Source organism: Arthrobacter sp. K410C (genome assembly GCF_059090105.1).
In genome coordinates, this window is sequence record NZ_JBNHFJ010000004.1 from 36,723 (window position 1) to 58,597 (window position 21,875).

Genomic DNA, 21,875 nt, shown 5'->3' on the forward strand with positions numbered 1-21,875 from the left:
CTAGTGCCCATACGCGGTGTGGCAGTAACGGGGGTCAATAGTGGGGGCAGGCAACAGCAACTTCAGGTTTCTCCTGGCCGATTGGCCCGACCTTGCCCAGAATGCCCGCCGGGCCGAGAAGTTCGCCCGCATCGACCCGCGCGCTTCCATGTTCTACTCCCGGTACACGGTTGAGCGGCTGGTTGAATGGCTCTACAAGGTGGAGAAGGCGCTGGCCCTCCCGTACAAGGACGACCTCAACGCTCTGCTCAATGAGCCCGCGTTCAAAGGTCTGGTGGGCGGCGCCATCGGCAGCAAGCTCACCATCATCCGCAAAGCCGGCAACAACGCCGTACACAACCCCGTCAACCCAACCGCGCAGGGCGCGGAAATCGTCCTCCGGGAACTGCACCACGTCTGCTACTGGCTTGCCCGGAACTACGCGAAGAACGGCAGCCAGTTGCCGCCGTCGCTGGCGTTCGACGCCGGCCACCTCGCTCCGGCCAGCGCCACTCCCGCCCAGCAGCACTCCCCCGAAGCACTCCAGAAACTGGAGGAGGAGCTCAAGGCAAAGGACGAGGCCCTTGCTCAGGCCGCGGCCGAATCGGCAGACCTCGCAGCACAGCTGGCGCAGTTGCAGGCCGAAATCGCCGCCACCAAGCAACAGAACCAGGCAGTCCCCGACCAGCACGACTACGATGAGGCGCTGACCCGCCGGCACCTCATCGACTGGGACCTCAAGGAAGCGGGCTGGCCACTCGAAAATCCCGAAGACCGCGAATTCAGGGTGGACACCATGCCTACCCAAAGCGGCACGCTCACCGGCACCGGCTACGTGGACTATGTCCTCTGGGGCGCCGACGGACTCCCGCTCGCCGTCGTCGAGGCCAAGCGGACCACCAAAGATCCGCACGTAGGCAAGCAGCAGGCAAAGTTGTACGCCGACTGCATGGAACGCCGGTACGGCAGGCGGCCCATCATCTACTACACGTCCGGCTACGAAACCTGGATCTGGGACGACAGCATGTATCCCGAGCGTGCCGTCCAGGGTTTCCACACCCGGGACCAGCTGCAGCTCCTCGTCAACCGCCGGCAGACCCGCAAACCGCTGGCGCAGCAGCAGATTGACGACGCAATCGTCGAACGGCCCTACCAGCACAACGCCATCCGCGCCGTCACCGAAGCCTACGAGAACGGCTTCGAACGCAAGGCTCTGGTGGTCATGGCGACGGGCACGGGCAAGACGCGCACCGTCGTCGCACTTACCAAACTGCTGCAGGAAGCCAACTGGGCCAAGCGCGTTCTCTTCCTGGCTGACCGCGTCGCCCTCGTGAAACAGGCGGCCAACGCGTTCAAGACGCACCTGCCCGGCTCGGGCCCGGTGATCCTCGGCGCCGGCGAAGATACTGACAGCCGCATCCATGTGGCCACGTACCCCACGATGATGAACCTCATCAACCAGACCGAAGGGAAACTGGGTCAGCGCCGGTTCGGGGTGGGCCACTACGACCTCATCATCGTGGACGAGGCCCACCGGTCCATCTACCAGAAGTACAAGGCGATCTTCGACTACTTTGACTCGCTCCTGATCGGCCTCACCGCCACCCCACAGTCGGAGGTGGACCGCAACACCTACAGCCTGTTCGGCATCGAGGACAACGTCCCCACGTTTGCCTACGAACTCAACGAGGCTATCGAGGCCGGCTATCTCGTACCGCCCCGCGTGGTGCCGGTGCCGCTGAAGTTCCCGTATGAAGGCATCGCGTACGACGACCTCCCCGAGCACGAAAAAGAACAATGGGACGAGCTCGACTGGAACGAGGACGGCGAGATCCCCGAATCCGTGGACCCCGCCGTCGTGAATTCCTGGCTCTTCAACACCGATACCGTGGACAAGGCGCTCGAAGTGCTGATGACGCACGGCCACAAGGTGGCGGGCGGCGACCGGCTGGGCAAGACCATCATTTTCGCCAAGAACAACCGGCACGCCGACTACATTGCCGAACGCTTCGACAAGAACTATCCGCACCTCAAGGGCCACTTCGCCCGGGTGGTCACGTACCAGGTCAACTACGCGCAGAACCTCATCGACGACTTCTCGCGGCGTGACGCCGACCCGCACATCGCGATCTCCGTGGACATGCTGGACACGGGCATCGATGTTCCCGAAGCCGTCAACCTGGTCTTCTTCAAAATGGTCCGGTCCAAGACCAAGTTCTGGCAGATGGTGGGCCGCGGCACGCGCCTCTGCCCCGACCTTTTCGGCCCTGGCGAGGACAAGAAGGACTTCTTCATCTTCGACCTCTGCCGCAACGCGGAATACTTCAATGCCGGCATGCCCGGCAACGAAGGATCCCTAGGCAAGTCCCTCGCAGAGAGCACCTTCGCCACGCGCGTCCGTTTGCTGCGTACGACGGCGGACCTCGCCTGGGATTCGAACTTGCCCTTTGTTGTGGAGTTGCAGGAGTCGTTGAAGCACACGGTGGGCAGGCTGCCCTTGGAGAATTTCCTGGTAAAGCCAGCCCGCAAATGGGTAGACAAGTTTGTTGAACCATCCGCCTGGGAGTCTTTGGGTGCAGAGGACTTTGACGCCCTAGAGGCGGAAGTGGCACGGCTGGCACCCATCGGTGCACTGCCCGACACGGAAGAAGCCAAGCGCTTCGACTATCTCCTGCTGCAGACCGAACTGGCAGCACTCCAGGGCAAGCCCCTGGTCCCATTCCGGAAGAAAGTCCAGGCTGTGGCCGCCGCCCTTCAGGACCAGCCGGACGTTCCAGCCATCGCAGCGCAGCTGCCCCTGATCGAGGCCATCTTGGACGACGGCGAGTGGGAGTCCGTTTCAGCGGAATGGCTCGAAGAAATCAGGCTGCGGCTTCGCGAACTTGTGCACCTGATCGAAAAACGCAAGCGCAACGTTGTCTACACCAACTTCCTGGACGAGCTCGGGGAGCTTGAGGAGGCCGAGCTCACGGGTGCAGCCAATGGCACCCTTGATCTGGCCCGATACCGCGAGAAGATCCGCCTGTACCTTGCCGACCACCAGGACCACGCTTCCATCCAGCGCCTGCGGCGGAACAGGCAGCTGACCGCCATGGACCTGTCCGAACTGGAGCGGATCCTGCTGGAAAGCGGCCTCGGTTCCCGGGAAGACCTGGACAGGGCCGCGGCCGACGGCCTGGGGCTTTATGTCCGGTCGCTGGTGGGCCTGGATCGCGAGGCAGTAGAGGAAGCGCTCGGGGAATTTGTTGCCGGCACAACCCTGACAGCCCAGCAGCTCGACTTCCTCCAGGTCCTGACCAACCACCTGGTGGAAAACGGCAAGGTTAACCCAGCAGCCCTCTTCGACTCGCCGTACAACGAATTGGCGCCTTCCGGCCCGGACATCCTGTTCGGAGACGACGGCGTTGTGAAACTGTTCGGCATCCTGCGTTCCATTGAGGACCATGCCCGCGTCAGTTGACGGTAGGCTTCTCCTGCCCGCCGGAAAGGCGGTCAGAAAAGCGGTGCGGTGTTCTTCTCCACAAGGGCGGGGTTCCCTACGGATTCACGCTTCTTCTTGAGGAACCCGGCCCGCTGATAGCGCTGGGCCATAATGAACCCTGCAGGCGTGCCATGCTCGTAGGACTCGACGAAGACCGCCTCCTGCCGCCCCTCGGACGTGGTCATGTAGCCATCCCAGGCTACTGCCACGCGGTCCGGAAGCGGCTCGTCTTTGACGGACTGCCTAGCTGCGGCAACGCCTGCCTCGAGCTGGTTCCCAACGAGGTAGCGCTGCAGGCTCCGTTGGCCCGCCTGCTCCCGGATGACAAAAGGCACCAGATCGGTGCCCGACGAGACCACTGAATCGATCGCGTGATCCAAAGCCATGAAAGCAAGCTCAACCAGTTCCTCTGAATATTCGTCCATGGCAGGAGGCTACCGGGCGGGCGCCTCAGACGGCAGGGTTTCCAGGGAGAAATACCCTAAGTTCATCTGACGCCTTCGGCCCCCGGAGAATTGACACCGTCTGTGACCGGTGCCATATTTGAAGCGTGAACCTGTCAGACAGCCGGACAGCAGGACAGCCTGCTCCGCTCCCCCTCACGCGGCTTAGCGCCGCCGAAGCGGTATTCAACGCCGTCCGCGGTGATATCGAGTCCGGGCAGATTCCGGTGGGCGGCAAGCTCAGCTCTGAAGCCACGCTTGCCCAGCAGTACGGGGTGAGCCGGTCGGTCATCCGCGAAGCGCTGCGCTCCTGCACGGCTATGGGCCTGACGGTCACCAAGACAGGCAAAGGCACGTTCGTGGTCGCCAACAAGGTGGCCAACGACCTCACACTCGGCCAGTACTCGGCGAGGGATCTTACCGAGGCGCGCCCGCATATTGAAGTTCCGGCAGCCGGGCTGGCTGCAGAACGCCGGTCTGACGAGGAGCTCGAAACCCTCCGCCACGTCGTGGGCGCCATGGCCACCGAAACGGATCCGGAGTCCTGGGTGGCCCTGGACTCCAGCTTCCACGCGACCATCGCGCGCGCCAGCGGCAACAAGGTCTTTGAAAGCGTGGTGGCGGACATCCGTGACGCCCTGGCCTACCAGTCGGAAACGCTGAACATGGTGGCCGACCGGCAGCACGCCTCCGACATTGAACACCAGCGGATCCTCGCAGCCATCGAGGCCGGCTCCGCTGCTGACGCGAGTGCAGCCATGGCCAACCACCTGCGCGCCGTGGGCGAGGCCCTCGACTCCATCCTCAACAACTAGCAACAAAGCAACCCCAAGGACCCCATGCCCTCCCCTGTGTTTTCCGCTGCCCGCATTGCTGGGCCGGCACCATCAAGCCTGCCGCAGCACACTCCCCTGGTCGCCGCCATCCGCGACGGAATGGTGGAGAGCGTCCACTACGGCTCGGCCATCGCCCTCGATGCTGAGGGTTCCATCCTGGCAGCGGCAGGGGACCCGGCAACCCCCTTCTACCCCCGGTCCTCACTCAAGCCGCTGCAGGCAGTCGCCATGGTCCGCGCCGGACTTGAGCTCCCGGCAGACCTCCTGGCCCTGGCCGCGGCCAGCCACTCCGGCGCGGCAGAGCACCGTGACGGCGCCCTGCGCATCCTCGAAATGCATGGCCTGTCCGTCACCGACCTGGAAAACAGCACCGACCTCCCCTACGGTGGTATCGAACGCGAAGACTGGCTGCGCAGCGGAGGCGGCGCCACCCAGCTCACGCAGAACTGTTCCGGCAAGCATGCCGCCATGGCCGCAACCTGCGTCATCAACGGCTGGCCCGTCCAGGGCTACCTGAACCCGCAGCACCCGCTGCAGCAACTCGTCCGGTCCACTGTCATTGAGCTGGCCGGTGAGGAGCCGTCCGCCGTCAGCACCGACGGCTGCGGCACCCCGCTCTTCGCGCTGACGCTGGGCGGCATGGCCCTCGCTTTCGGCCGGATCGCGCGTGCCGCCTCCTTCAAGACCGGAAACCACGACGGCGGCGCGGAAGCCGCCGTCGGCCTCGCCATGCAGCAGCACCCGGAAATGGTGGCCGGGGAAGGGCGCGACGTCACCGAGCTCATGCGGCTGCTCCCCGGAGCGGTGGCCAAGGACGGCTTTGAAGGTGTCCAGCTGGTAGGCCTGCCCAACGGCCGCGCCGTGGTCGTGAAGATTTCCGACGGCGGCGACCGTGCCCGGATGCCGGCCACCGTGGCCCTGCTGGAAGCGATCGGCGTGGACACCGATGCGCTGGCTGGCATCGCCGCCGCACCGGTACTCGGCGGCGGGCACCAGGTGGGCCTGCTGCAAGCCACCGACTTTTTGAGCAACAGCCTGTCCAAACCCGACAACGAAGCCCTGTGAGGACTCCCATGACCATCATCGAATCCGCCACCGACGCCACATCCGTTCCAACCACCCGGTCCGAGCATGACCTGCTTGGGGACAGGGACGTTCCGGCCGACGCCTACTGGGGCGTCCACACCCTCCGGGCCGTGGAAAACTTCCCCATCACCGGCCAGAAACTCTGCTCCAACATGCACCTGGTCCGCGGCCTCGCAGCGGTCAAGCTCGCCGCCGCACGCACCAACCGGGAGCTCGGGCTGCTGGACGCCGAACGCGCAGATGCCATTGAACAGGCGTGCCAGGACATCCTGGACGGACAACTGGCCGACCAGTTCGTCGTCGACGTCATCCAGGGCGGTGCCGGCACGTCGTCGAACATGAACGCCAACGAGGTCATCGCCAACCGCGCCCTGGAAATCCTGGGCCATCCCAAGGGTGACTACGCGCGGCTGCACCCCAACGACCACGTCAACCTCAGCCAGTCCACCAACGACGTCTACCCCACCGCCGTGAAGCTGGGCACCATCTTCGCGGCGCGGGAACTGGTGGACGCGCTGGCCGAACTTGAGGAAGCCTGCGCCGCCAAGGCCCTGGAATTCCGCACCGTGGTGAAGATGGGCCGCACCCAGCTGCAGGACGCCGTACCCATGACCCTGGGACAGGAGTTCGGCACGTACGCCATCACCATTGGCGAAGACCGGCTCCGCCTGGCCGAAGCAGAGCTGCTCATCCACGAGATCAACCTCGGCGCCACCGCCATCGGCACGGGCCTGAACGCACCGGCCGGCTACGCCGAGGCAGCCTGCCGGCACCTGGCTGAAGTCACTGGCCTGCCGCTGGTCACCGCCGTCGACCTCATCGAAGCCACCCAGGATGTGGGCGCCTTTGTCCACCTTTCCGGCGTACTGAAGCGCGTGGCCGTGAAGCTCTCCAAGATCTGCAACGACCTCCGCCTGCTCTCCTCCGGTCCGCGCGCCGGCTTCGGCGAAATCAACCTGCCGGCCGTCCAGTCCGGTTCCTCCATCATGCCCGGCAAGATCAACCCGGTGATCCCGGAAGTGGTCTCCCAGGTGGCCTACGAAGTCATCGGCAACGACGTGACCATCACCATGGCCGCCGAAGCCGGACAGCTCCAGCTCAACGCCTTCGAACCCGTCATTGTCCACAGCCTCCACAAGAGCATCTCCCACCTGGAAGCAGCCTGCCGCACCCTCACCGCACGCTGCATCCGGGGCATCACCGCCAACACCGAACACCTCCGCCGCACCGTGGAGCAGTCCATCGGCCTGGTCACAGCCCTGAATCCCCACCTGGGCTATGCCACCGCCACGGCCATCGCGAAGGAAGCACTCGCAACGGGCAAGGGCGTCGCCGAACTCGTCCTTGAGCACGGGCTCCTGACCGGCGCCCAGCTCCAGGAACTCCTCAGCCCCGAACGCCTGGCAAACCTCAGCAAGTAGTCCCCGAACACCACGGACTTAGAAGGACACCCCCATGACAAATCCCCCCGTCACAGACCACACCATCCCGCCGCAGGCGCATGCATCGGAGCAGGCGCTGCACGCGGAGGACAAGGGCTACCACAAGAACCTGAAGCCCCGGCAGATCCAGATGATCGCGATCGGCGGCGCGATCGGTACCGGCCTGTTCCTGGGCGCCGGCGGCCGGCTCAACGCGGCCGGACCGTCCCTGGTCATCGCGTACGCCGTGTGCGGATTCTTCGCGTTCCTGATCCTGCGCGCCCTGGGCGAACTGGTCCTGCACCGGCCCTCCTCGGGCTCCTTCGTCTCCTACGCCCGTGAATTCTTCGGCGAAAAAGCAGCCTTTGTCTCCGGCTGGTTCTACTGGATCAACTGGGCCACCACCACCATCGTGGACATCACCGCCGCAGCCCTCTACATGAACTTCTTCGGCAACTACATCCCTTGGATGGCAGCCGTCCCGCAATGGGCCTGGGCCCTGATCGCCCTCGTCGTCGTCCTCGCCCTGAACCTGGTCTCCGTCAAGGTCTTCGGTGAGATGGAATTCTGGTTCGCCCTGATCAAGGTCGCAGCCCTGGTCATCTTCCTCATCGTCGGCACCTACTTCGTCATCTTCGGCACCCCCGTCGACGGCCAGCAGGTCGGTTTCAGCCTCATCACCGATAACGGCGGCATCTTCCCCAACGGCCTGCTGCCCATGATCATCCTCATGCAAGGCGTCCTGTTCGCCTACGCCTCCATCGAACTCGTCGGCACCGCCGCCGGCGAAACCGAAAACCCTGAAAAGATCATGCCCAAGGCCATCAACTCCGTGGTCTTCCGCATCGCCGTTTTCTACGTCGGCTCCGTCATCCTCCTGGCCCTGCTGCTGCCCTACACCTCCTACGAAAAAGGCGTCAGCCCCTTCGTCACCTTCTTCGGCTCCATCGGCATCCAGGGCGTGGACGTCATCATGAACCTCGTCGTCCTCACCGCCGCCCTGTCCTCCCTTAACGCCGGCCTCTACTCCACCGGCCGGATCCTGCGCTCCATGTCCGTCAACGGCTCCGCCCCCCAATTCGCCTCCCGCATGAACAAAGCCGGCGTCCCCTACGGCGGCATCGCCATCACCGCCGGCGTGTCCCTGCTGGGCGTCCCGCTGAACTACCTCGTGCCCGCCGAAGCCTTCGAAATCGTCCTCAACGTCGCCTCCGTGGGCATCATCATGACGTGGGCCACCATCGTCCTGTGCCAGATCCAGCTCAAGCGCTGGGCCGACAAGGGCTGGCTCAAGCGCCCCTCCTTCCGGATGTTCGGCGCCCCCTACACCGGCTACCTCTCGCTGCTCTTCCTCGTGGGAGTGCTGGTGATGGTCTTCATCGAATCACCGCTCACCATGCTGGTCACCGCCATCGCGTCCATCCTCATGGTCTTCGGCTGGTACGCCTGCCGCAAACGCATCCACGAAATCGCCGCAACCCGGGACGGCCACACCGGACTCTCCCCGGTGGTCGCAAACCCGCCCGCGGAGACGTTCATGAAGTAACCCTTCCAAACGTCCGACGGCGGTACCTCCGGATCCACAACCATGGAATCAGAGGTGCCGCCGTCAGGGTTTAAGGGGTTGGCCGGAAGGCTACCGCGACGGCTTGACCACCATCGCTGAGCCTCCGCCGCGCCTGACCGGTTCGGCTGCGGCCACAGTGCTGCCGTCATGGCGGAACTCGATGGCCGTGGCAGCGCCGATTTCCGCGGCGGAGGTGCCGGCGGCCCCTGCAGCGGCAAAATTGTGCCCATACCGCGTGGCAAGGTCCTTTCCATAAGGCGCGTCAATGAACGCCTGTTCAGCGGTCACATTGGCTGTGTTGCGCTGGGAGGCACGCGGAGCTGCCAGGGCGTCCTGAATGTTCATACCGAGGTCGATCCGGTTGATGAGCGTCTGCAGAACGGTGGTGATGATGGTTGAACCGCCTGGTGACCCGAGCGCCAGGAACGGTTCGCCGTCCTTGAGCACAATGGTCGGCGACATGGATGAGCGCGGCCGCTTCCCAGGCTCGATGCGGTTGGGGTCCGTCTCGCTGTAGACAGGCGAGAAGTCCGTGAGCTCGTTGTTCAGGATGAAGCCGCGGCCGGGAACCGTGATGCCCGATCCGCCTGTCTGCTCGATGGTGAGCGTGTACTCCACCACGTTGCCCCACTTGTCCGAAACCGTGAGGTTGGTGGTGTTGATGTTCTCGGTATCCGGTGCGTGGTTCAGCGCCGTCGGCTTGGCCGGGCACACGCCGTCGTACGAATAAACGTCACCTGCCGCGACAGGCTTGGTTGCTGCCCTGTGCGGGTCAATGGCGCAGGACCGTTCCTTTCCGAAGACAGGGTCCAGTAGTTCATCGGTGGGAACATCCACAAAGGCGGGGTCACCCACGTACTTTCCGCGGTCAGCAAAAGCAAGGGCACTGGCCTCAAGATAGTGGTGCAGAGCACGGGCCGTGTTGTCGTTGCCCTTACCCTCGCCCTTGGCCAGCTCGCCAAGGTCAAACACCTCGAGGATGTTCAAAGCCTCACCCACGGTTGTGCCGCCACTGCTGGAAGGTGCCATGCCGTAGACATCGTAGCCGCGGTAGTTTACGTGCGTGGGGTCCTGATCCAGGACCTTGTAGTCGTCCAAATCCTCCGCTGTCATAACACCCGCAGGTCCGGGGACGGCGTTTGGGTCCGTACTGCTGGGCGCGTTCTGGACTGTAGACACAATGTCCTCTGCGATCGGGCCGTCATACAACTCATCCATGCCCTCATGCGCCAGGAGTCGATACGTCTCGGCTACATCCTCGTTCTTCAGAATGCTCCCTACCGCAGGTGCATCATTGTCTGGACCGGTGAGGAACAGTTCCCGGGTGGCTTCAAACGGAAGGAACCGGTCCCTGTTGTCGAGCGTCTGTTGCCTGAAGGTCGCATCCACAACAAAGCCGTCTTCAGCAACCTCGATCGCGGGCTCCAGCGTTTGCCCCAGGGTCATGCTGCCCCAACGGTCCAAGGCACGTTCCCAAGTGGCCGGGGTTCCAGGGACACCGACGGAAATTCCGCTGGTTGCCTGCTTACGGAAGGGGTAAGCCTCCCCGGTGGCCTTGTTGATGAATGCGTCCCTGGGCATAGCGGCGGGCGCAGTCTCCCGGCCGTCGATGGTGTCGACGTCCCCGCTCTTGGCCTCGTAATAAACAAAATAGCCGCCGCCTCCGATGCCGGCGCTGTAGGGCTCCGTGACGCCGAGGGTGGCGGCCGCGGCGACGGCGGCATCCACAGCGTTCCCGCCCTTGCGCAGGACCTCGATCGCTGCGGCAGACGCGTCCACATCGACGGTACTGACGGCGCCGCCATAGCCGGTAGCCGTCGGGGTCTTCACGAAAACGTCCTTCTGCCGCTCGTGCGCAGAGGCGGGGCTCATGATCGCCCCGGTGGTCACGCTCATCGCCAGCGCTGCCGTTACGGCAGCAAACCGGCGTCCCAGATATGGCATGGTTGCTCCTGAATGGGGTGCGGGTGAGGTGAGCCACACGTTACTCCTCGGAAATGGGGCTCTCAACGCCCCCGGCTACCCTGCGGGCACGCCGGCCTACCCTTTGTTGGTGGCATGCTGGCATTGTCGGCGGTACACCAACAGGGCACGTGCCCGCCGGTCCTGCACCTCGCCCAAGGCACGCAGTTCGTAGCGGGACCACCACAATCGCGGGCGGTGGTGGCTGAACCCACGCGGGCGGCCAGTTCCAGAGCGCCGTAATGCAACGCCGCCGCAACCTTCAGCCCGCCGCCGTTCGCTAAGCTCGGCAGTGGCACGGACATGCCGGCTCAATGACGAACCACCCGGGAGATTAGGCGGATATGACCAACTGGCGCATCAGGGATTTCCATTCGGCCGACCTGGACGGGATCCTGCATCTCTGGGAAACCCTGAAGGCGAGCAACGTCGAGCCGGTCTACGCCCTCTCAGAGGTGCTCGCATCCTGCGAAAAGGACCATGCCGTGGTAGCGGTGCAGGGAGAGCAGGTGGTGGGCGCCGCCGTCGGACGCGCCGCGCACGACCAGGGCTGGATCGTTTTCCTGGCCACGCTCCCCGAATACCGCGGCCGCGGGATCGGCACCTCGCTGCTGGCCGCCGTCGAAAACCGGATGGCACCCCACGGACTGAACAAGCTTTCGGCGCTGATGCCGGATTCCGAAACGCGCGTGGAAGCATTCCTGGGCCGCGGCTTCGCCCTTAAGAAGAACCTGCGCTACTTCGAGCGGACCATCCCCGTCCAGCGGCAGGAGCTGGGCGCGCTGGGCCAGCTGGGCGGCCGGGTCCTGGCCCGCGACCTGTGGGAAAACGTGGCCGGCATGCACCGGGAAAAGGAACTGCTGGAACGCCGGCTGGTGCTCCCGCTGGCCGAGGCGGACCTGGCCGATGAATTCGGCGTGGTCCCGCCACGCGCCGTCGTCCTCTTCGGCCCGCCCGGCACAGGCAAGACCACCTTCGCCAAGGCCATCGCCTCCCGCCTGGAATGGCCCTTCGTGGAGGTCTTCCCGTCCCGCCTGGCCGCCGATCCCCAAGGCCTGGCCGGGGCGCTGCGCGAAACTTTCCTGGAGATCGCGGAACTGGAACACGCGGTGGTCTTCATCGATGAAGTGGAAGAGATTGCCTCGCAGCGGTCCGGTGAACCGCCGTCGCCGCTGCAGGGCGTCACCAACGAACTCCTGAAGATCATCCCTGCCTTCCGCGAACAGCCGGGCCGGCTGCTGGTGTGCGCCACCAACTTCATCCGGGCGCTCGATTCGGCGTTCCTGCGGCACGGCCGGTTCGACTACGTCATTCCCATCGGCCTGCCCGACCGCCACGCACGCGAAGCCATGTGGCAGCGCTTCATCCCAGCACCCGTGGTGGACGACGTGGACGTCGAGCTCCTGGTGGAACGCACGGAGGGCTTCTCCCCCGCGGACATCGAGTACGCGGCCCGCAGCGCGTCCCAGCGCGCCCTGGAAAAGGCCGTGTACGACGACGGCGGGCTGGCCTCCGGAGCGCGGCCGTCAGTCCGGGAAGCCGTGCGGAAAGGCCCGTCCACCCAGGACTATCTGGATGCCATCGCCGAAACCCGCACCACCGTCAGCAAGGAGGTCCACCAGGACTTCCTTGAGGACATCGACGCCCTGGCCCGCGTCTGAGAAGGGGCGGCTACATCTGGACGGAATGGGATGGCGTGCGGCGGTTCACGGAGGACTTCGCGGCTGCCCTGGAGCAGAAGGCGGTCCAGAGTAATCTTTGAGGCATGTCCTCAAACCCTCTCCGGCATGCCTTCGCGCGCATGGGCGGCCGTGACCCGCACGAAAAACACCGGGCCGCGACGCCCCTGGAGCTCTTCTTCGACCTGACCTTTGTCATCGCCTTCGGGGTGGCGGGCAGCCAATTCGCCCACGAGATTGCCGAGGCCCACTTTATGGAGGGCCTCATCGGGTTCTCCTTCGCGATGTTTGCGGTGATCTGGGCCTGGATCAATTTCACCTGGTTCGCCAGCGCCTACGACACAGACGACTGGGTGTTCCGGGTGGTCACCATGGTCCAGATCGTCGGGGTGCTGATCCTCACGATGGGGATCGAGCCGATGTTCCACTCCATTGTGGAGGGACGGCACGTGGACAACCGGGTGATCGTGGCCGGCTACGTGATCATGCGCCTTGCACTTGTAACGCAGTGGATCCGGGCGTCCCGCCAGGATCCTGCGCGCCGCCAGACGTGCCTGCGCTATGCCAAATACCTGGCTCTCGTACAGCTCGGCTGGATCGCCGTGCTCATCGTAGACACCGATGTGGCCACAACATTCCTCCTTGCCATCCCCCTGATCGCATTGGAGATGGGCACTCCCTATGCCGCGGAACGCGATGACAGGACCCCATGGCATGCACACCACATCGCCGAGCGGTACGGCCTGCTGGCCATCATCGCTCTGGGTGAGTGCCTGATCGGGGCGATCGAAACCCTGCGGGCCATCGTGGCAAACCACGGCTGGAGCGTGGAAGCGGCGCTGGTGGGCTTTGGCGGTACGGCCCTGGCTTTCGGGATGTGGTGGGTGTATTTCATGCTCCCGGCCGGACGGGCCCTGCACCTGCAGCGGCACCGCTCGTTCCTCTTCGGCTACGGGCACATTCCGCTCTTCGCGGCGATCGCGGCCACCGGCGCCGGGCTCCACGTGGCCGCCTACTACATCGACCACGAGGCACACATCAGTGCCGCAGCGGCCGTCGCCTCCATTGCCGTGCCGGTTGCCGTCTTCAAACTCACACTAACGTGGCTGTACAGCACCATGATGGGGCCGGACCGGACGGTGATTGCCGTTGCCGCCGGGATAATGGTGGTCCTGGCCGGGGCGGTTGGCCTGGCGGCGTTGGGGGCATCGGTCCCGGTGTGCATGCTGGTCATCGTGCTGGGGCTGGCAGCGTCCATTGTCATCGATGAGCGCCGCGGAACAGAGCGGCTGCACCATGCGGTGCAAAGGCTGGAAGCAGGAACTACCGCTCCTCAGCCCTAGCGTCAGCCGATGCGGCGCCGGCGTCCGCTTCACCATAGGAGAGATTCTCGTAGTCGGTGGTGTCTTCCTCGTCCAGGCGGTCGTCCAGCTCCTCCAGCAGCCACGGATTCACCCGGGCCAGGATCTTGCGGACCTCCTCCACCTCGACGGCGGCGTAAAGCACGGGCCGGGCGTCGCGGTATTTGGTGACCGGCGGTTTGTCCGGCCATTTTTCAGCAAGAGCCTTTACCCTCTCCGGCAAGGAGTTGTGGGCGTTGTCCGCAATCTTGACCAGGGCGGCGTCGTGGTCCTGGGCGATCTCGCGAATCCCGGCCTGGTAATCGTCCGGGTTGCTGTGGAGCCGGTTGGTGACCCGCTCAATGATCTCCACTGCGCGCTCGGAGACGCCCATCTCCAGCAAGGCCTGCCGGGTGATCGGAGTGTCCTCGGCGATATCGTGCAGGTATCCCGCGATCCGGATATCGTCGTCGAAGTCCGCCAGGGCGTCGCCCACAGCCAGGACGTGTTCCCGGTAAGGCCTCTTCAACTTGTCCTTCTGCCGGTTGTGGGCCACCTCGGCCAGGACCTTGGCAGTCTCTACGGTGAACCTGGGGGCCGGGCTGTGGTCCGGAAAATGGTCATTTAACATGCCCCAAGCCTACGGGCCGCTCCAGATCCAGGGCTCCCGCGGCAGTGCGGCCGGATTGAAGGCTGCCAGCACCTGTTCAAGGGTGCCGGCGGGAAGGTTCAGGGAGGCGAGCAGGCGGTCCCGCACGGCATCAGCGGAAATGCCCGCCCCGGCAAGGTCGGCAAGCGTCACCGCCCCGTCCCGCTTTGCCAGCCGGGCGCCGTCGGAGTTGATCACCAACGGGACGTGGACATATTCCGGTAGCGGAATATGCAGCAGGGATGCCAGATAGGCCTGCCGGGGGGTGGAGGGAAGCAGATCGTCGCCACGGACCACCTGGTCCACGCCCTGGGCGGCATCGTCCACCACCACGGCCAGGTTGTAAGCCACCACGCCGTCGTTCCGGCGCAGGACAAAGTCGTCCACCACGCCAGTACATCCGCCGTGCAGAATGTCGTGGACAGTGAACTCCTGGACCGCAGACCGCAGGCGGATGGCCGCAGGACGGATGGAGCGCTTGAACTCCAGCTCCGCGGGGCCCAGGTTCCGGCAGGTACCCGGGTAGGCTCCTTGCGGAGCATGCGGGGCCGACGGCGCCTCCTGGATTTCGCGGCGTGTGCAGAAGCACTCGTACGTCAGCCCGGCATCGCCGAGCCGCCGGATGGCATCCTCGTAGAGCCGGCCCCGGGCAGTCTGCCGGACCACGCCGCCGTCCCACGTCACGCCGATCGCCTCAAGATCCCGCAACTGCACTGCCTCCGCGCCGGCCCGCGCGCGGTCCAGGTCCTCAACCCGGAGCAGGAAGCTCCGCCCCGTGGAGCGGGCGAACAGCCACGCCAGCATGGCAGTGCGCAGATTGCCCACATGAAGCTCACCGGAAGGACTGGGGGCGAAGCGGCCGGCTGAGGTCATGGATCCAGCCTATGCGGACAACACAAGAGCCCCTCAGCTACCGATTGCTACGGAAATCCGATGATCGGTGGCTCAGGGGCTCTTGCCGTGAAAGGTGCGGAATGACGATGCGTGAACAAGAGTCAATCAGCGGCGGCCTCCTTGCGGGAGGCGGTCTGCAGCGCCCGGGTGGTGTGCCGAAATGCCGTTGGCCTGCGGGGTCCGGCGGTAGCCGTTGCCCAGTTGCCAATATTTCAGCAGACACCCTACAGTTGGTGCAACCGGCGTGAGTTGTACTGGTCAATCCGATCAATCCTCCCGCGCTCCCGAGACAGGAACTGATCAGATTGCAGGAGCTGGACCCCACCGACAAGCGGATCCTTCGTGCCCTCGACGAGGACCCGCGCGTTCCCATCATGGTGCTCGCCCAGCGGTTGGGACTGGCGCGCGGAACGGTGCAGACCCGGCTGGAACGCATGGCAGCCTCCGGCGCGCTCCGCCCCAACAGCAGCAGGGTGCTGCCCGCCGCCTTGGGACGCGGAGTGGCCGCATCCGTCAGTGCCGAGCTCGACCAGAGCCACCTCAACGAGGCCATCGCGGCCCTACGCGAAATCCCCGAGGTCCTCGAATGCCACGCCCCGGCCGGAGATACCGATCTGCTGATCAGGGTTGTGGCCACCAGCCCGGACGACCTTTACCGGGTTTCCGAGGAGATCCGGCTATGCCCGGGCATTGTGCGCACCTCCACCAGCATGTTCCTCCGGGAAGTCATTCCCTACCGCACCACGGGGCTGCTCGCCGCAGACTGACCAGGCTGCCCGCCGCCCCTACAACAAGCATCGGGGACCTCTCCCCATCGCCGCCTGCCACCCGTCCCGGTTAGGCTGGCAGCCGGGGGCATCCGATCAGGGGGAATCATGGCGGGGACGTTTTATGGCGGCGACGTGGCGCAGCTCCGGCGGCTGGCGAAAGAGCTGGCGAGCGGTGCGAACAGGCTGAACGCCCTCAGCCAGCAGTTGGGCAGCAGCATCGGCACAGGTCTGTGGAAAGGGCACGACGGCGAGCGGTTCCGGAGCGAGTGGACCTCGTCCCACGTGAAGCTGCTCAGGTCGGCCACAGCCGGGCTCGAGTCGGCGTCGAAGGTGCTGCTCGCCAATGCCGACGAGCAGGAAAAGGCCAGTACAGGAGGGGCCGGCGGCGGGCCAGGCGGCGACCCCGGCGGCCCGGGCGGTTCCGGCGGTGGGACGGCGCAGGAACTGACAGACACGCTGAACTCGATGACACCAGAAGAACGTAAGCAGTACCTGCAGAGCGGCGAGTTCAAGCGGTGGGCGTTGGCAAACCCGGAGGCGGCGAAGGCCGCCCTGGACGCCGCTGCGGATTCGGGCATGATCCCCGTCAACTCCAGGGGGTACCAGGAGTTCCTCAGCTCCTACTGGAACCAACAGGCAATGCTGGACATGGGCATCGATCCTGCAGACTGGGACACCTCCAAGGGCACGGAACACAACTGGGAAACCATTGCAAAGGTCTACGACTTTTACGGCCAGGCGTATCTGGCCAACCCGGACCTGCAATGGGCAGGCATGGCCAACATGATCGGGCCGTCCTTCGCCGGAGGTTTCCGCGACATGGCAATGCTTCGCGACCTCGCCCAGCAAATCGCCGATAATCCGGCCTCGGACATCCCGCTTCCCGTCCTGGACCAGATCGAACAGCTGGCGGGCATGACAGATGAAGAGATCCGTTTCTACGAAACCAGCATGCTGGACATGAACAAGGAAATCTTCCTGGACCAGGCGCGTCAGCACCAGGCATACCTGAGCGGCGGCATTGACGAGATCAACCGCCTCCGGGATTCCGGCGTCATCGACGTGTCCACGGCCAACGCCTGGGCCCAGATCGATTCCGGCGATCCGGAGCTGGTCCAGAAGGGCAATACAACCCTCCTGTACCGCGAACAGAACGAAATCATCGCGGACGACTACGACAACATGCGCAGCCACGCCGGCGGCGAGGCCGTGACCTACATGGTGACCCTCGCCGGCGAGCCTTCGATCCCGGGCGCGCGAAGCTATCCGGAGGTGTTCCCCTACACGTTCAGTGTTGAAAGCCCCGGCCCGGAGAACATTCCGCTGACAAGCTGGGACAACCCCGCGCAGTTCCGCACCGACTTCACCACCGGCTTTCCGGACGGCAACATCGCCGATGCGGGCCAGCGCTGGGGACTCATCCGGCAGGACACCCTGCCTGCGTACCAGAATCTGCTGGCCACCGATCCGGACCGGGCGGCGCAGATCATCGGTTCGGACTTCGATGACCGGGTGCAACAGTACCGGCCCACCAACAACATCCCGGGCATCATGGACAGGTTCCTGGACGGCTTTGACGCGGAGGTCCACCAGTGATGCACACCAGCCCCGCCGCCACCAGGCACGTACGGCACCGTCCCGCCGTCGTACTTCTTATACTGCCGGCGCTGGCAGTTGGCCTTGCCCTCAGCGCCTGCCAGCCTGCCAACCCCGTTCCAGCCACCTCAACAACAGCCGGGAGCACCGTGAAAACCTCCGAATTCTCCACCCTTGACGCTGCCGGAGTGGACGCTATCCGGGAAACCAAAACCGCCCGCCTGGACATGAGTTCCGGCCGCCTTGAGAAGGAGGCCGTGCGTGTTGCCCAGGACAGCTACGGGCCCGAGATCAACACCCGGGACTCGGGCAAGATCAGCCTGAGCATCGTGGCCCCGAACGGCGAAATAACCGCGGAGACGGACCGCATCCGTTTCAACACCACGGACACTCAGACGGACTTCAGTGAAGTGACCTACTTCCTCACCGCCGGTTCGCCGGAGGAGTACTTCGCCCTGATCCGGGACGGTGTAGAGCGGTACGGGATCTCCGAGGCCTCGGCAGAGGACTGGATCAGCAGCACGCAGGCAGACCCGGATTCAAAAAGCGACTTCTCCATTACGCCAGGCACGGCCACCGGGCTGACGGTCAACTACGACTTGAGGTACGACGGCGGCAAGGACACGCAGGTGATCATCGTCCACATCCTGCCTGCCGGGTGAGCGGGCGCTATACCGGCGGGCCGGCGTTCGACTTCAGGTTCTTCATCACCAGCGTTGAGGTGAGGCGTTCGACCCCGGGCAGGGACGTCAGTTCGGCATCGTAGAAGCGCTGGTACGAGGGCAGGTCCTCGGCAATGACCTTCAGCAGGTAATCCGGGGAGCCGAACAGCCGCTGCGCCTCCACAATGTTGGGATGGTCCGCCACCCGGTTCTCGAAAATCTCCATGGTGGGCCTGTCCACCTGCCGGAGCGTCACGAACACGATCGCCTCAAACCCCAAGCCCACCGCGGCGGGGTCGATGTCCGCCTTGTACCCCCGGATGATGCCTGACTTCTCCAGGTCGCGCAGCCGCCGGTGGCAGGGTGCCACCGTCAGGCCCACCTTGGCGGCGAGCGCGGTGGCAGTCATCCTGCCGTCCTCTTTGAGGTGGCGCAAAATATTCCTGTCCACAGCGTCAATCACGCAAGAATCATACTCCAAGGGCCGGGTGGCGGGCGAAAAGAAGAAAGCACTTACGGGCTGAAAATCCCTATCGTTTCTCCTGAGAGAACCGACAGGAGAAAATCCCATGAATCCGGAGCTGTTCCTGGCCTTCATCCTGGTAGCTGCCGCCCTCGCCTGCACCCCCGGAGTGGACTGGGCCTACACCATCACCGCGGGCCTGCGGCAGCGCAGCTTCGTTCCGGCGGTGGCCGGGCTCTGCGGCGGGTACGTCCTCCACACCGTCCTGTTGGTGGCGGGACTGGCGGCCCTGCTGGCCGGGATGCCGGGGGTCCTGGGATGGATCACCCTGGCTGGCGCCGCCTACCTCATGTGGCTGGGCATCAGCACCCTGCGCTCGTGGCGCGGCGCCTCCTTCAGTGCGGCAGACGCCGTCGTCCGTCCTGCCGGAAGCCAGCTCCGCACCTTCCTTCAGGGCATGGGCACCAGCGGAATCAACCCGAAGGGGCTCCTCTTCTATGTTGCCCTGATCCCCCAGTTCGTCAGCGCCGAGGCCTCCTTGCCGGTGCCAGTGCAGTCCGGACTGCTGGGCATGACCTTCGTGGCGCTGGCCGGCCTCGTGTACACCGCCGTCGCACTGCTTTCCCGGACGCTGCTGCAGAGCCGACCCGGGGCAGCCCGTGCCGTGACCCTGGCAAGTGGGGTCATCATGGTGCTGCTGGCTGTGGTCCTGCTGGGCGAACAGCTGGTGCCGCTGCTCGCCGCCGCATCTAGTCCCCGCTGAGCTTCTTCCAGTCCTGTTCCCAGATCCTGCGCATCTCCTCGTCCTTGCGGATGGGAATGGGTGCGGCGATCTCGCGCTGCGGCTCGGGATCCGGCCGGCGCCTGCCCCAGTCGCGCGGGTTTAGCGACCGGCGGCTGGACTCCAGGACCAGCAGTGCCCGGTCCGTCAGGGCATCGTTGCGCAGCACCATGTGCGTCTTGCGCCGGCGCAGGACCTCGCCGATGGCCTCATGCGCGGCCCCATAACGGCCCTCCCGGCGCAGGGCGCGCGCCCGCACGAGGAGCAGCGCCGCGGAGAGGTCATCCGCGTTCAGCAGTCCTTCCGTCCAGTCGATCACGGTCCGGCTGCGTCCCAGCGTCAGCGCCAGCGAGCAGCGCGCCAGGGCCATGGGGAGCGAGGGCGGCAGGCCGGTCAGTGCGTCCAGCGCCGCTTCCGTTCGGCCGGTTTCGCGCAGCGAGTGGGACAAGGCCAGGAACACGGATTCCTCGCTGAAGAGGACGGGTATCTCCACGCGCTCCGCAAGTTCGATCTGGGTAACAATCCTGGTGAGGTACGTGGACGAGTAGCGGTTCGCCTCCTCGTCGTTGCGGATGGTGAGCCCGCGGTGCAGCAACTCGGAGGCGCGCAGGTAGCCGCCGTGCTTGTAGGCCAGCAGCCCGGCCATCAGGTAGCACAGGCCGGCCCAGCCGGGATAGGCGCGCGCCAGCGTGATCAGCCGCTCAGGCTCCCGGCTGGCGAAGACGGCCTCGTGGACGGCCTTGGCGGGCTTGGGCAGGAGGAGCTTCAGGCGGGGGACGTCGCCGTCGATGGACAGCAGGGCGGGGTTCCTGCCTCCCAGCACGCCGCTGAGCAGGCCTCCCACTCCCCCGGCCAGATCGTGGACGGGAGTACGGAGCTGCGGGTTCCCGAAAGGGGTGAGGTCCCGGCTGTCCCAGTAGATCGGTGCAGTGTCCCCGGCGGTCATCTTTCCATGCTAACCGGGACGAAGCGGCGGATTGGCCCCTTGTCCCGCTTCCTGATATGGGGAAAGGTAATAAGCATCCTTAGCAGTTGTGGACACCAGTAAAGGAGAATGCCATGCAGATCGACAAGTCCCAGATCCTTGAGTTCCTGCGGTCCCAGGGAGACCACGAAAAGGCAGACCGGGCGGACACGGAACTTCCGGACCAGGTGGATACGGACCAGCACTCGGACCTGCTGGCGAAGCTTGGCATCAACCCGGCTGACCTGCTGGGCAAGCTTCCGGGCGGGCTGGGGGACAAGCTCGGCGGCCTGGGACTGTAGCGGGCGCCGGTCAGGCCCGTTCCATGAACCACTCGGTGAATGAGCTGGCACGGCCGGTGCCGTCAAACCGGATCACCCACAGGTTGTCATAGGTGGGCCGGCCGCCCGAATAGGTGGTGAGCCCCTGGACGAAGGCGGTATTGCCGTCGGTTCCCAGCAGTTCCCAGCTGAACGTCCAGTCCCCCGGCTCGTCCCGGGCGGCCAGCCAGCGGTCCACGATGTCGTCCCGGCCCACCCAGGGGTCCGGGTCCGCGGGCCGGGTCTCGTACCGGGCGTCGGGTGTGAACAGCGCGCGGATGTCTTCGGGCAGGTTGCTGCTCCAGGCCGCCTGATACTTTTCCACCCACGCCTGGACCTGTTCCAGAGCTGAACTTGGCTCGATCATGCCTCCGTTTTACGCGGCAGAAATCCCGGCTGCAAGCTGTTCAGCCGCCGGCCGCTGCAATCCACACCCCGATGACCCAGGTGCTGGCCGCGAGGGACGCAAGCCCGAACTCGGCCAGCATGCCCAGCCCGGTGGCTTTGAGGGCAGCCCAGCTGGACTTGGCCGCCCGGCCGATGTTGCGGGTGCGGAGGAACTCGCTGATCAGCAGGCCCGCCGCGAAACCGACGAAAAGTCCCACCACAGGGACGATGAACATGCCCACCACCCCGGCCACCAGCGCGGCCCCGATGCTGCGGCTCGGGATGGCATGCTCCTTCAGCTTCCGTCCGGTGAGGACGGCGCTGGCGCCCATGCCGGCGGCAACGAACAGAATGGCAACCGCAAAGACCACCCAGCCCGCCATCCCCGCGCCGCCCCAGATGGCCCAGGCCAGGAGGCCCGCTCCGATCAGGATGCTGCCTGGAAGCACCGGGATAATGGTGCCGGCCACACCCACCAGGATGGCCAGGCCGCACAGGATGGTCACCACGGTCTCGGAGCTCATGCACCCCAGTTTATGGCCGCTGCCCTTAACCCCCGACGGCGGTGCCTCCTGTCGCAAGGAGGCACCGCCGT

General features: G+C 65.2%; 20 protein-coding genes. 12 read left to right on the forward strand and 8 right to left on the reverse strand.

Going from position 1 to position 21,875, the window contains the following annotated elements; genetic code table 11:
- Positions 1 to 40 precede the first annotated feature (40 nt).
- Positions 41 to 3,439 (forward strand): DEAD/DEAH box helicase family protein, encoded by a 3,399-nt coding sequence (locus AC5RU7_RS08415; RefSeq protein ID WP_494051868.1) that lies wholly within the window; start codon positions 41 to 43, stop codon positions 3,437 to 3,439.
- Positions 3,440 to 3,471: 32 nt separating this feature from the next.
- Here the strand turns inward: AC5RU7_RS08415 and AC5RU7_RS08420 are convergent, their stop codons facing one another.
- Entirely contained in the window at positions 3,472 to 3,885 is a 414-nt protein-coding gene (locus tag AC5RU7_RS08420) for a hypothetical protein (protein ID WP_494051869.1), read from the reverse strand.
- Between the two features lie 125 nt (positions 3,886 to 4,010).
- On the opposite strand from AC5RU7_RS08420, the gene AC5RU7_RS08425 reads away from it, so the two are divergent.
- Genes AC5RU7_RS08425 through AC5RU7_RS08440 form a run of 4 tightly spaced genes read left to right on the forward strand, consistent with a single transcriptional unit; the run spans position 4,011 to position 8,792 of the window.
- Positions 4,011 to 4,718, forward strand: coding sequence for a FadR/GntR family transcriptional regulator (locus AC5RU7_RS08425; protein WP_494051870.1), 708 nt, complete (start codon positions 4,011 to 4,013; stop codon positions 4,716 to 4,718).
- A 24-nt stretch (positions 4,719 to 4,742) separates the two neighbouring features.
- On the forward strand, positions 4,743 to 5,804 hold the full coding sequence (locus tag AC5RU7_RS08430; protein ID WP_494051871.1) for an asparaginase: 1,062 nt from the start codon (positions 4,743 to 4,745) through the stop codon (positions 5,802 to 5,804).
- Positions 5,805 to 5,812: 8 nt separating this feature from the next.
- The gene (gene aspA / locus AC5RU7_RS08435) at positions 5,813 to 7,246 is read left to right on the forward strand and encodes an aspartate ammonia-lyase (protein ID WP_494051872.1); all 1,434 of its coding nucleotides are present in this window, start codon (positions 5,813 to 5,815) and stop codon (positions 7,244 to 7,246) included.
- Between the two features lie 34 nt (positions 7,247 to 7,280).
- Positions 7,281 to 8,792 (forward strand): amino acid permease, encoded by a 1,512-nt coding sequence (locus AC5RU7_RS08440; RefSeq protein ID WP_494011555.1) that lies wholly within the window; start codon positions 7,281 to 7,283, stop codon positions 8,790 to 8,792.
- A 90-nt stretch (positions 8,793 to 8,882) separates the two neighbouring features.
- Here AC5RU7_RS08440 and ggt read toward each other — a convergent pair whose 3' ends face one another.
- Positions 8,883 to 10,757, reverse strand: coding sequence for a gamma-glutamyltransferase (gene ggt / locus AC5RU7_RS08445; RefSeq protein WP_494051873.1), 1,875 nt, complete (start codon positions 10,755 to 10,757; stop codon positions 8,883 to 8,885).
- A 362-nt stretch (positions 10,758 to 11,119) separates the two neighbouring features.
- Here ggt and AC5RU7_RS08450 point away from each other — a divergent pair, with 362 nt between their 5' ends.
- A complete protein-coding gene (locus AC5RU7_RS08450; protein WP_494011553.1) occupies positions 11,120 to 12,436 on the forward strand; it encodes an ATP-binding protein in 1,317 nt (438 codons plus the stop codon).
- 104 nt (positions 12,437 to 12,540) lie between these two features.
- Entirely contained in the window at positions 12,541 to 13,797 is a 1,257-nt protein-coding gene (locus AC5RU7_RS08455; protein ID WP_494011552.1) for a low temperature requirement protein A, read from the forward strand.
- Here AC5RU7_RS08455 and AC5RU7_RS08460 read toward each other — a convergent pair.
- Together AC5RU7_RS08460 and gluQRS are read right to left on the reverse strand one after the other, a co-directional pair.
- On the reverse strand, positions 13,778 to 14,425 hold the full coding sequence (locus AC5RU7_RS08460) for an HD domain-containing protein (RefSeq protein WP_494011551.1): 648 nt from the start codon (positions 14,423 to 14,425) through the stop codon (positions 13,778 to 13,780). The two genes, AC5RU7_RS08455 and AC5RU7_RS08460, sit on opposite strands and share 20 nt — an antisense overlap.
- Positions 14,426 to 14,434: 9 nt before the next feature.
- Positions 14,435 to 15,316, reverse strand: coding sequence for a tRNA glutamyl-Q(34) synthetase GluQRS (gluQRS, locus tag AC5RU7_RS08465; protein WP_494011550.1), 882 nt, complete (start codon positions 15,314 to 15,316; stop codon positions 14,435 to 14,437).
- 326 nt (positions 15,317 to 15,642) lie between these two features.
- Between gluQRS and AC5RU7_RS08470 the strand changes: the two genes are divergently transcribed.
- The 3 genes from AC5RU7_RS08470 to AC5RU7_RS08480 all read left to right on the forward strand — a co-directional run bounded on the left by AC5RU7_RS08470 (position 15,643) and on the right by AC5RU7_RS08480 (position 18,365).
- Positions 15,643 to 16,104 carry an Lrp/AsnC family transcriptional regulator gene (locus tag AC5RU7_RS08470; RefSeq protein WP_494011549.1) on the forward strand — a complete coding sequence of 154 codons (462 nt, stop codon included), beginning with the start codon at positions 15,643 to 15,645 and terminating at the stop codon, positions 16,102 to 16,104.
- Between the two features lie 108 nt (positions 16,105 to 16,212).
- Entirely contained in the window at positions 16,213 to 17,703 is a 1,491-nt protein-coding gene (locus tag AC5RU7_RS08475; protein ID WP_494051874.1) for a WXG100 family type VII secretion target, read from the forward strand.
- Complete coding sequence (locus AC5RU7_RS08480) at positions 17,703 to 18,365, forward strand: hypothetical protein (protein WP_494052013.1); 663 nt, start codon at positions 17,703 to 17,705, stop codon at positions 18,363 to 18,365. The genes AC5RU7_RS08475 and AC5RU7_RS08480 overlap by 1 nt, the downstream gene beginning before the upstream one ends.
- Positions 18,366 to 18,372: 7 nt before the next feature.
- Here AC5RU7_RS08480 and AC5RU7_RS08485 read toward each other — a convergent pair whose 3' ends face one another.
- Positions 18,373 to 18,828, reverse strand: coding sequence for an Lrp/AsnC family transcriptional regulator (locus tag AC5RU7_RS08485; protein WP_494011546.1), 456 nt, complete (start codon positions 18,826 to 18,828; stop codon positions 18,373 to 18,375).
- A 106-nt stretch (positions 18,829 to 18,934) separates the two neighbouring features.
- Between AC5RU7_RS08485 and AC5RU7_RS08490 the strand changes: the two genes are divergently transcribed.
- The gene (locus AC5RU7_RS08490) at positions 18,935 to 19,591 is read left to right on the forward strand and encodes a LysE family translocator (protein ID WP_494011545.1); all 657 of its coding nucleotides are present in this window, start codon (positions 18,935 to 18,937) and stop codon (positions 19,589 to 19,591) included.
- Here AC5RU7_RS08490 and AC5RU7_RS08495 read toward each other — a convergent pair.
- Positions 19,578 to 20,555, reverse strand: coding sequence for a hypothetical protein (locus AC5RU7_RS08495; RefSeq protein ID WP_494051875.1), 978 nt, complete (start codon positions 20,553 to 20,555; stop codon positions 19,578 to 19,580). The genes AC5RU7_RS08490 and AC5RU7_RS08495 overlap by 14 nt on opposite strands.
- Positions 20,556 to 20,668: 113 nt before the next feature.
- Here AC5RU7_RS08495 and AC5RU7_RS08500 point away from each other — a divergent pair, with 113 nt between their 5' ends.
- Positions 20,669 to 20,875 (forward strand): hypothetical protein, encoded by a 207-nt coding sequence (locus AC5RU7_RS08500; RefSeq protein WP_494051876.1) that lies wholly within the window; start codon positions 20,669 to 20,671, stop codon positions 20,873 to 20,875.
- A 10-nt stretch (positions 20,876 to 20,885) separates the two neighbouring features.
- On the opposite strand, the gene AC5RU7_RS08505 is transcribed toward AC5RU7_RS08500, so the two are convergent.
- Together AC5RU7_RS08505 and AC5RU7_RS08510 are read right to left on the reverse strand one after the other, a co-directional pair.
- Positions 20,886 to 21,260, reverse strand: a complete 375-nt coding sequence (locus AC5RU7_RS08505; protein ID WP_494011542.1) for a nuclear transport factor 2 family protein — start codon at positions 21,258 to 21,260, stop codon at positions 20,886 to 20,888.
- Positions 21,261 to 21,300: 40 nt separating this feature from the next.
- On the reverse strand, positions 21,301 to 21,804 hold the full coding sequence (locus tag AC5RU7_RS08510) for a DUF456 domain-containing protein (RefSeq protein ID WP_494051877.1): 504 nt from the start codon (positions 21,802 to 21,804) through the stop codon (positions 21,301 to 21,303).
- Between the last annotated feature and the right edge of the window lie 71 nt (positions 21,805 to 21,875).

Excerpts from the sequence above, each read along its gene's own strand:
- AC5RU7_RS08420 (WP_494051869.1), bottom strand. The coding sequence starts at position 3,885 with ATGGACGAATATTCAGAGGAACTGGTTGAGCTTGCTTTCATGGCTTTG.
- AC5RU7_RS08430 (WP_494051871.1), top strand. The coding sequence starts at position 4,743 with ATGCCCTCCCCTGTGTTTTCCGCTGCCCGCATTGCTGGGCCGGCACCA.
- aspA (WP_494051872.1), top strand. The coding sequence starts at position 5,813 with ATGACCATCATCGAATCCGCCACCGACGCCACATCCGTTCCAACCACC.
- AC5RU7_RS08440 (WP_494011555.1), top strand. The coding sequence starts at position 7,281 with ATGACAAATCCCCCCGTCACAGACCACACCATCCCGCCGCAGGCGCAT.
- ggt (WP_494051873.1), bottom strand. The coding sequence starts at position 10,757 with ATGCCATATCTGGGACGCCGGTTTGCTGCCGTAACGGCAGCGCTGGCG.
- AC5RU7_RS08450 (WP_494011553.1), top strand. The coding sequence starts at position 11,120 with ATGACCAACTGGCGCATCAGGGATTTCCATTCGGCCGACCTGGACGGG.
- AC5RU7_RS08455 (WP_494011552.1), top strand. The coding sequence starts at position 12,541 with ATGTCCTCAAACCCTCTCCGGCATGCCTTCGCGCGCATGGGCGGCCGT.
- AC5RU7_RS08460 (WP_494011551.1), bottom strand. The coding sequence starts at position 14,425 with ATGTTAAATGACCATTTTCCGGACCACAGCCCGGCCCCCAGGTTCACC.
- gluQRS (WP_494011550.1), bottom strand. The coding sequence starts at position 15,316 with ATGACCTCAGCCGGCCGCTTCGCCCCCAGTCCTTCCGGTGAGCTTCAT.
- AC5RU7_RS08475 (WP_494051874.1), top strand. The coding sequence starts at position 16,213 with ATGGCGGGGACGTTTTATGGCGGCGACGTGGCGCAGCTCCGGCGGCTG.
- AC5RU7_RS08480 (WP_494052013.1), top strand. The coding sequence starts at position 17,703 with ATGCACACCAGCCCCGCCGCCACCAGGCACGTACGGCACCGTCCCGCC.
- AC5RU7_RS08490 (WP_494011545.1), top strand. The coding sequence starts at position 18,935 with ATGAATCCGGAGCTGTTCCTGGCCTTCATCCTGGTAGCTGCCGCCCTC.
- AC5RU7_RS08495 (WP_494051875.1), bottom strand. The coding sequence starts at position 20,555 with ATGACCGCCGGGGACACTGCACCGATCTACTGGGACAGCCGGGACCTC.
- AC5RU7_RS08500 (WP_494051876.1), top strand. The coding sequence starts at position 20,669 with ATGCAGATCGACAAGTCCCAGATCCTTGAGTTCCTGCGGTCCCAGGGA.
- AC5RU7_RS08505 (WP_494011542.1), bottom strand. The coding sequence starts at position 21,260 with ATGATCGAGCCAAGTTCAGCTCTGGAACAGGTCCAGGCGTGGGTGGAA.
- AC5RU7_RS08510 (WP_494051877.1), bottom strand. The coding sequence starts at position 21,804 with ATGAGCTCCGAGACCGTGGTGACCATCCTGTGCGGCCTGGCCATCCTG.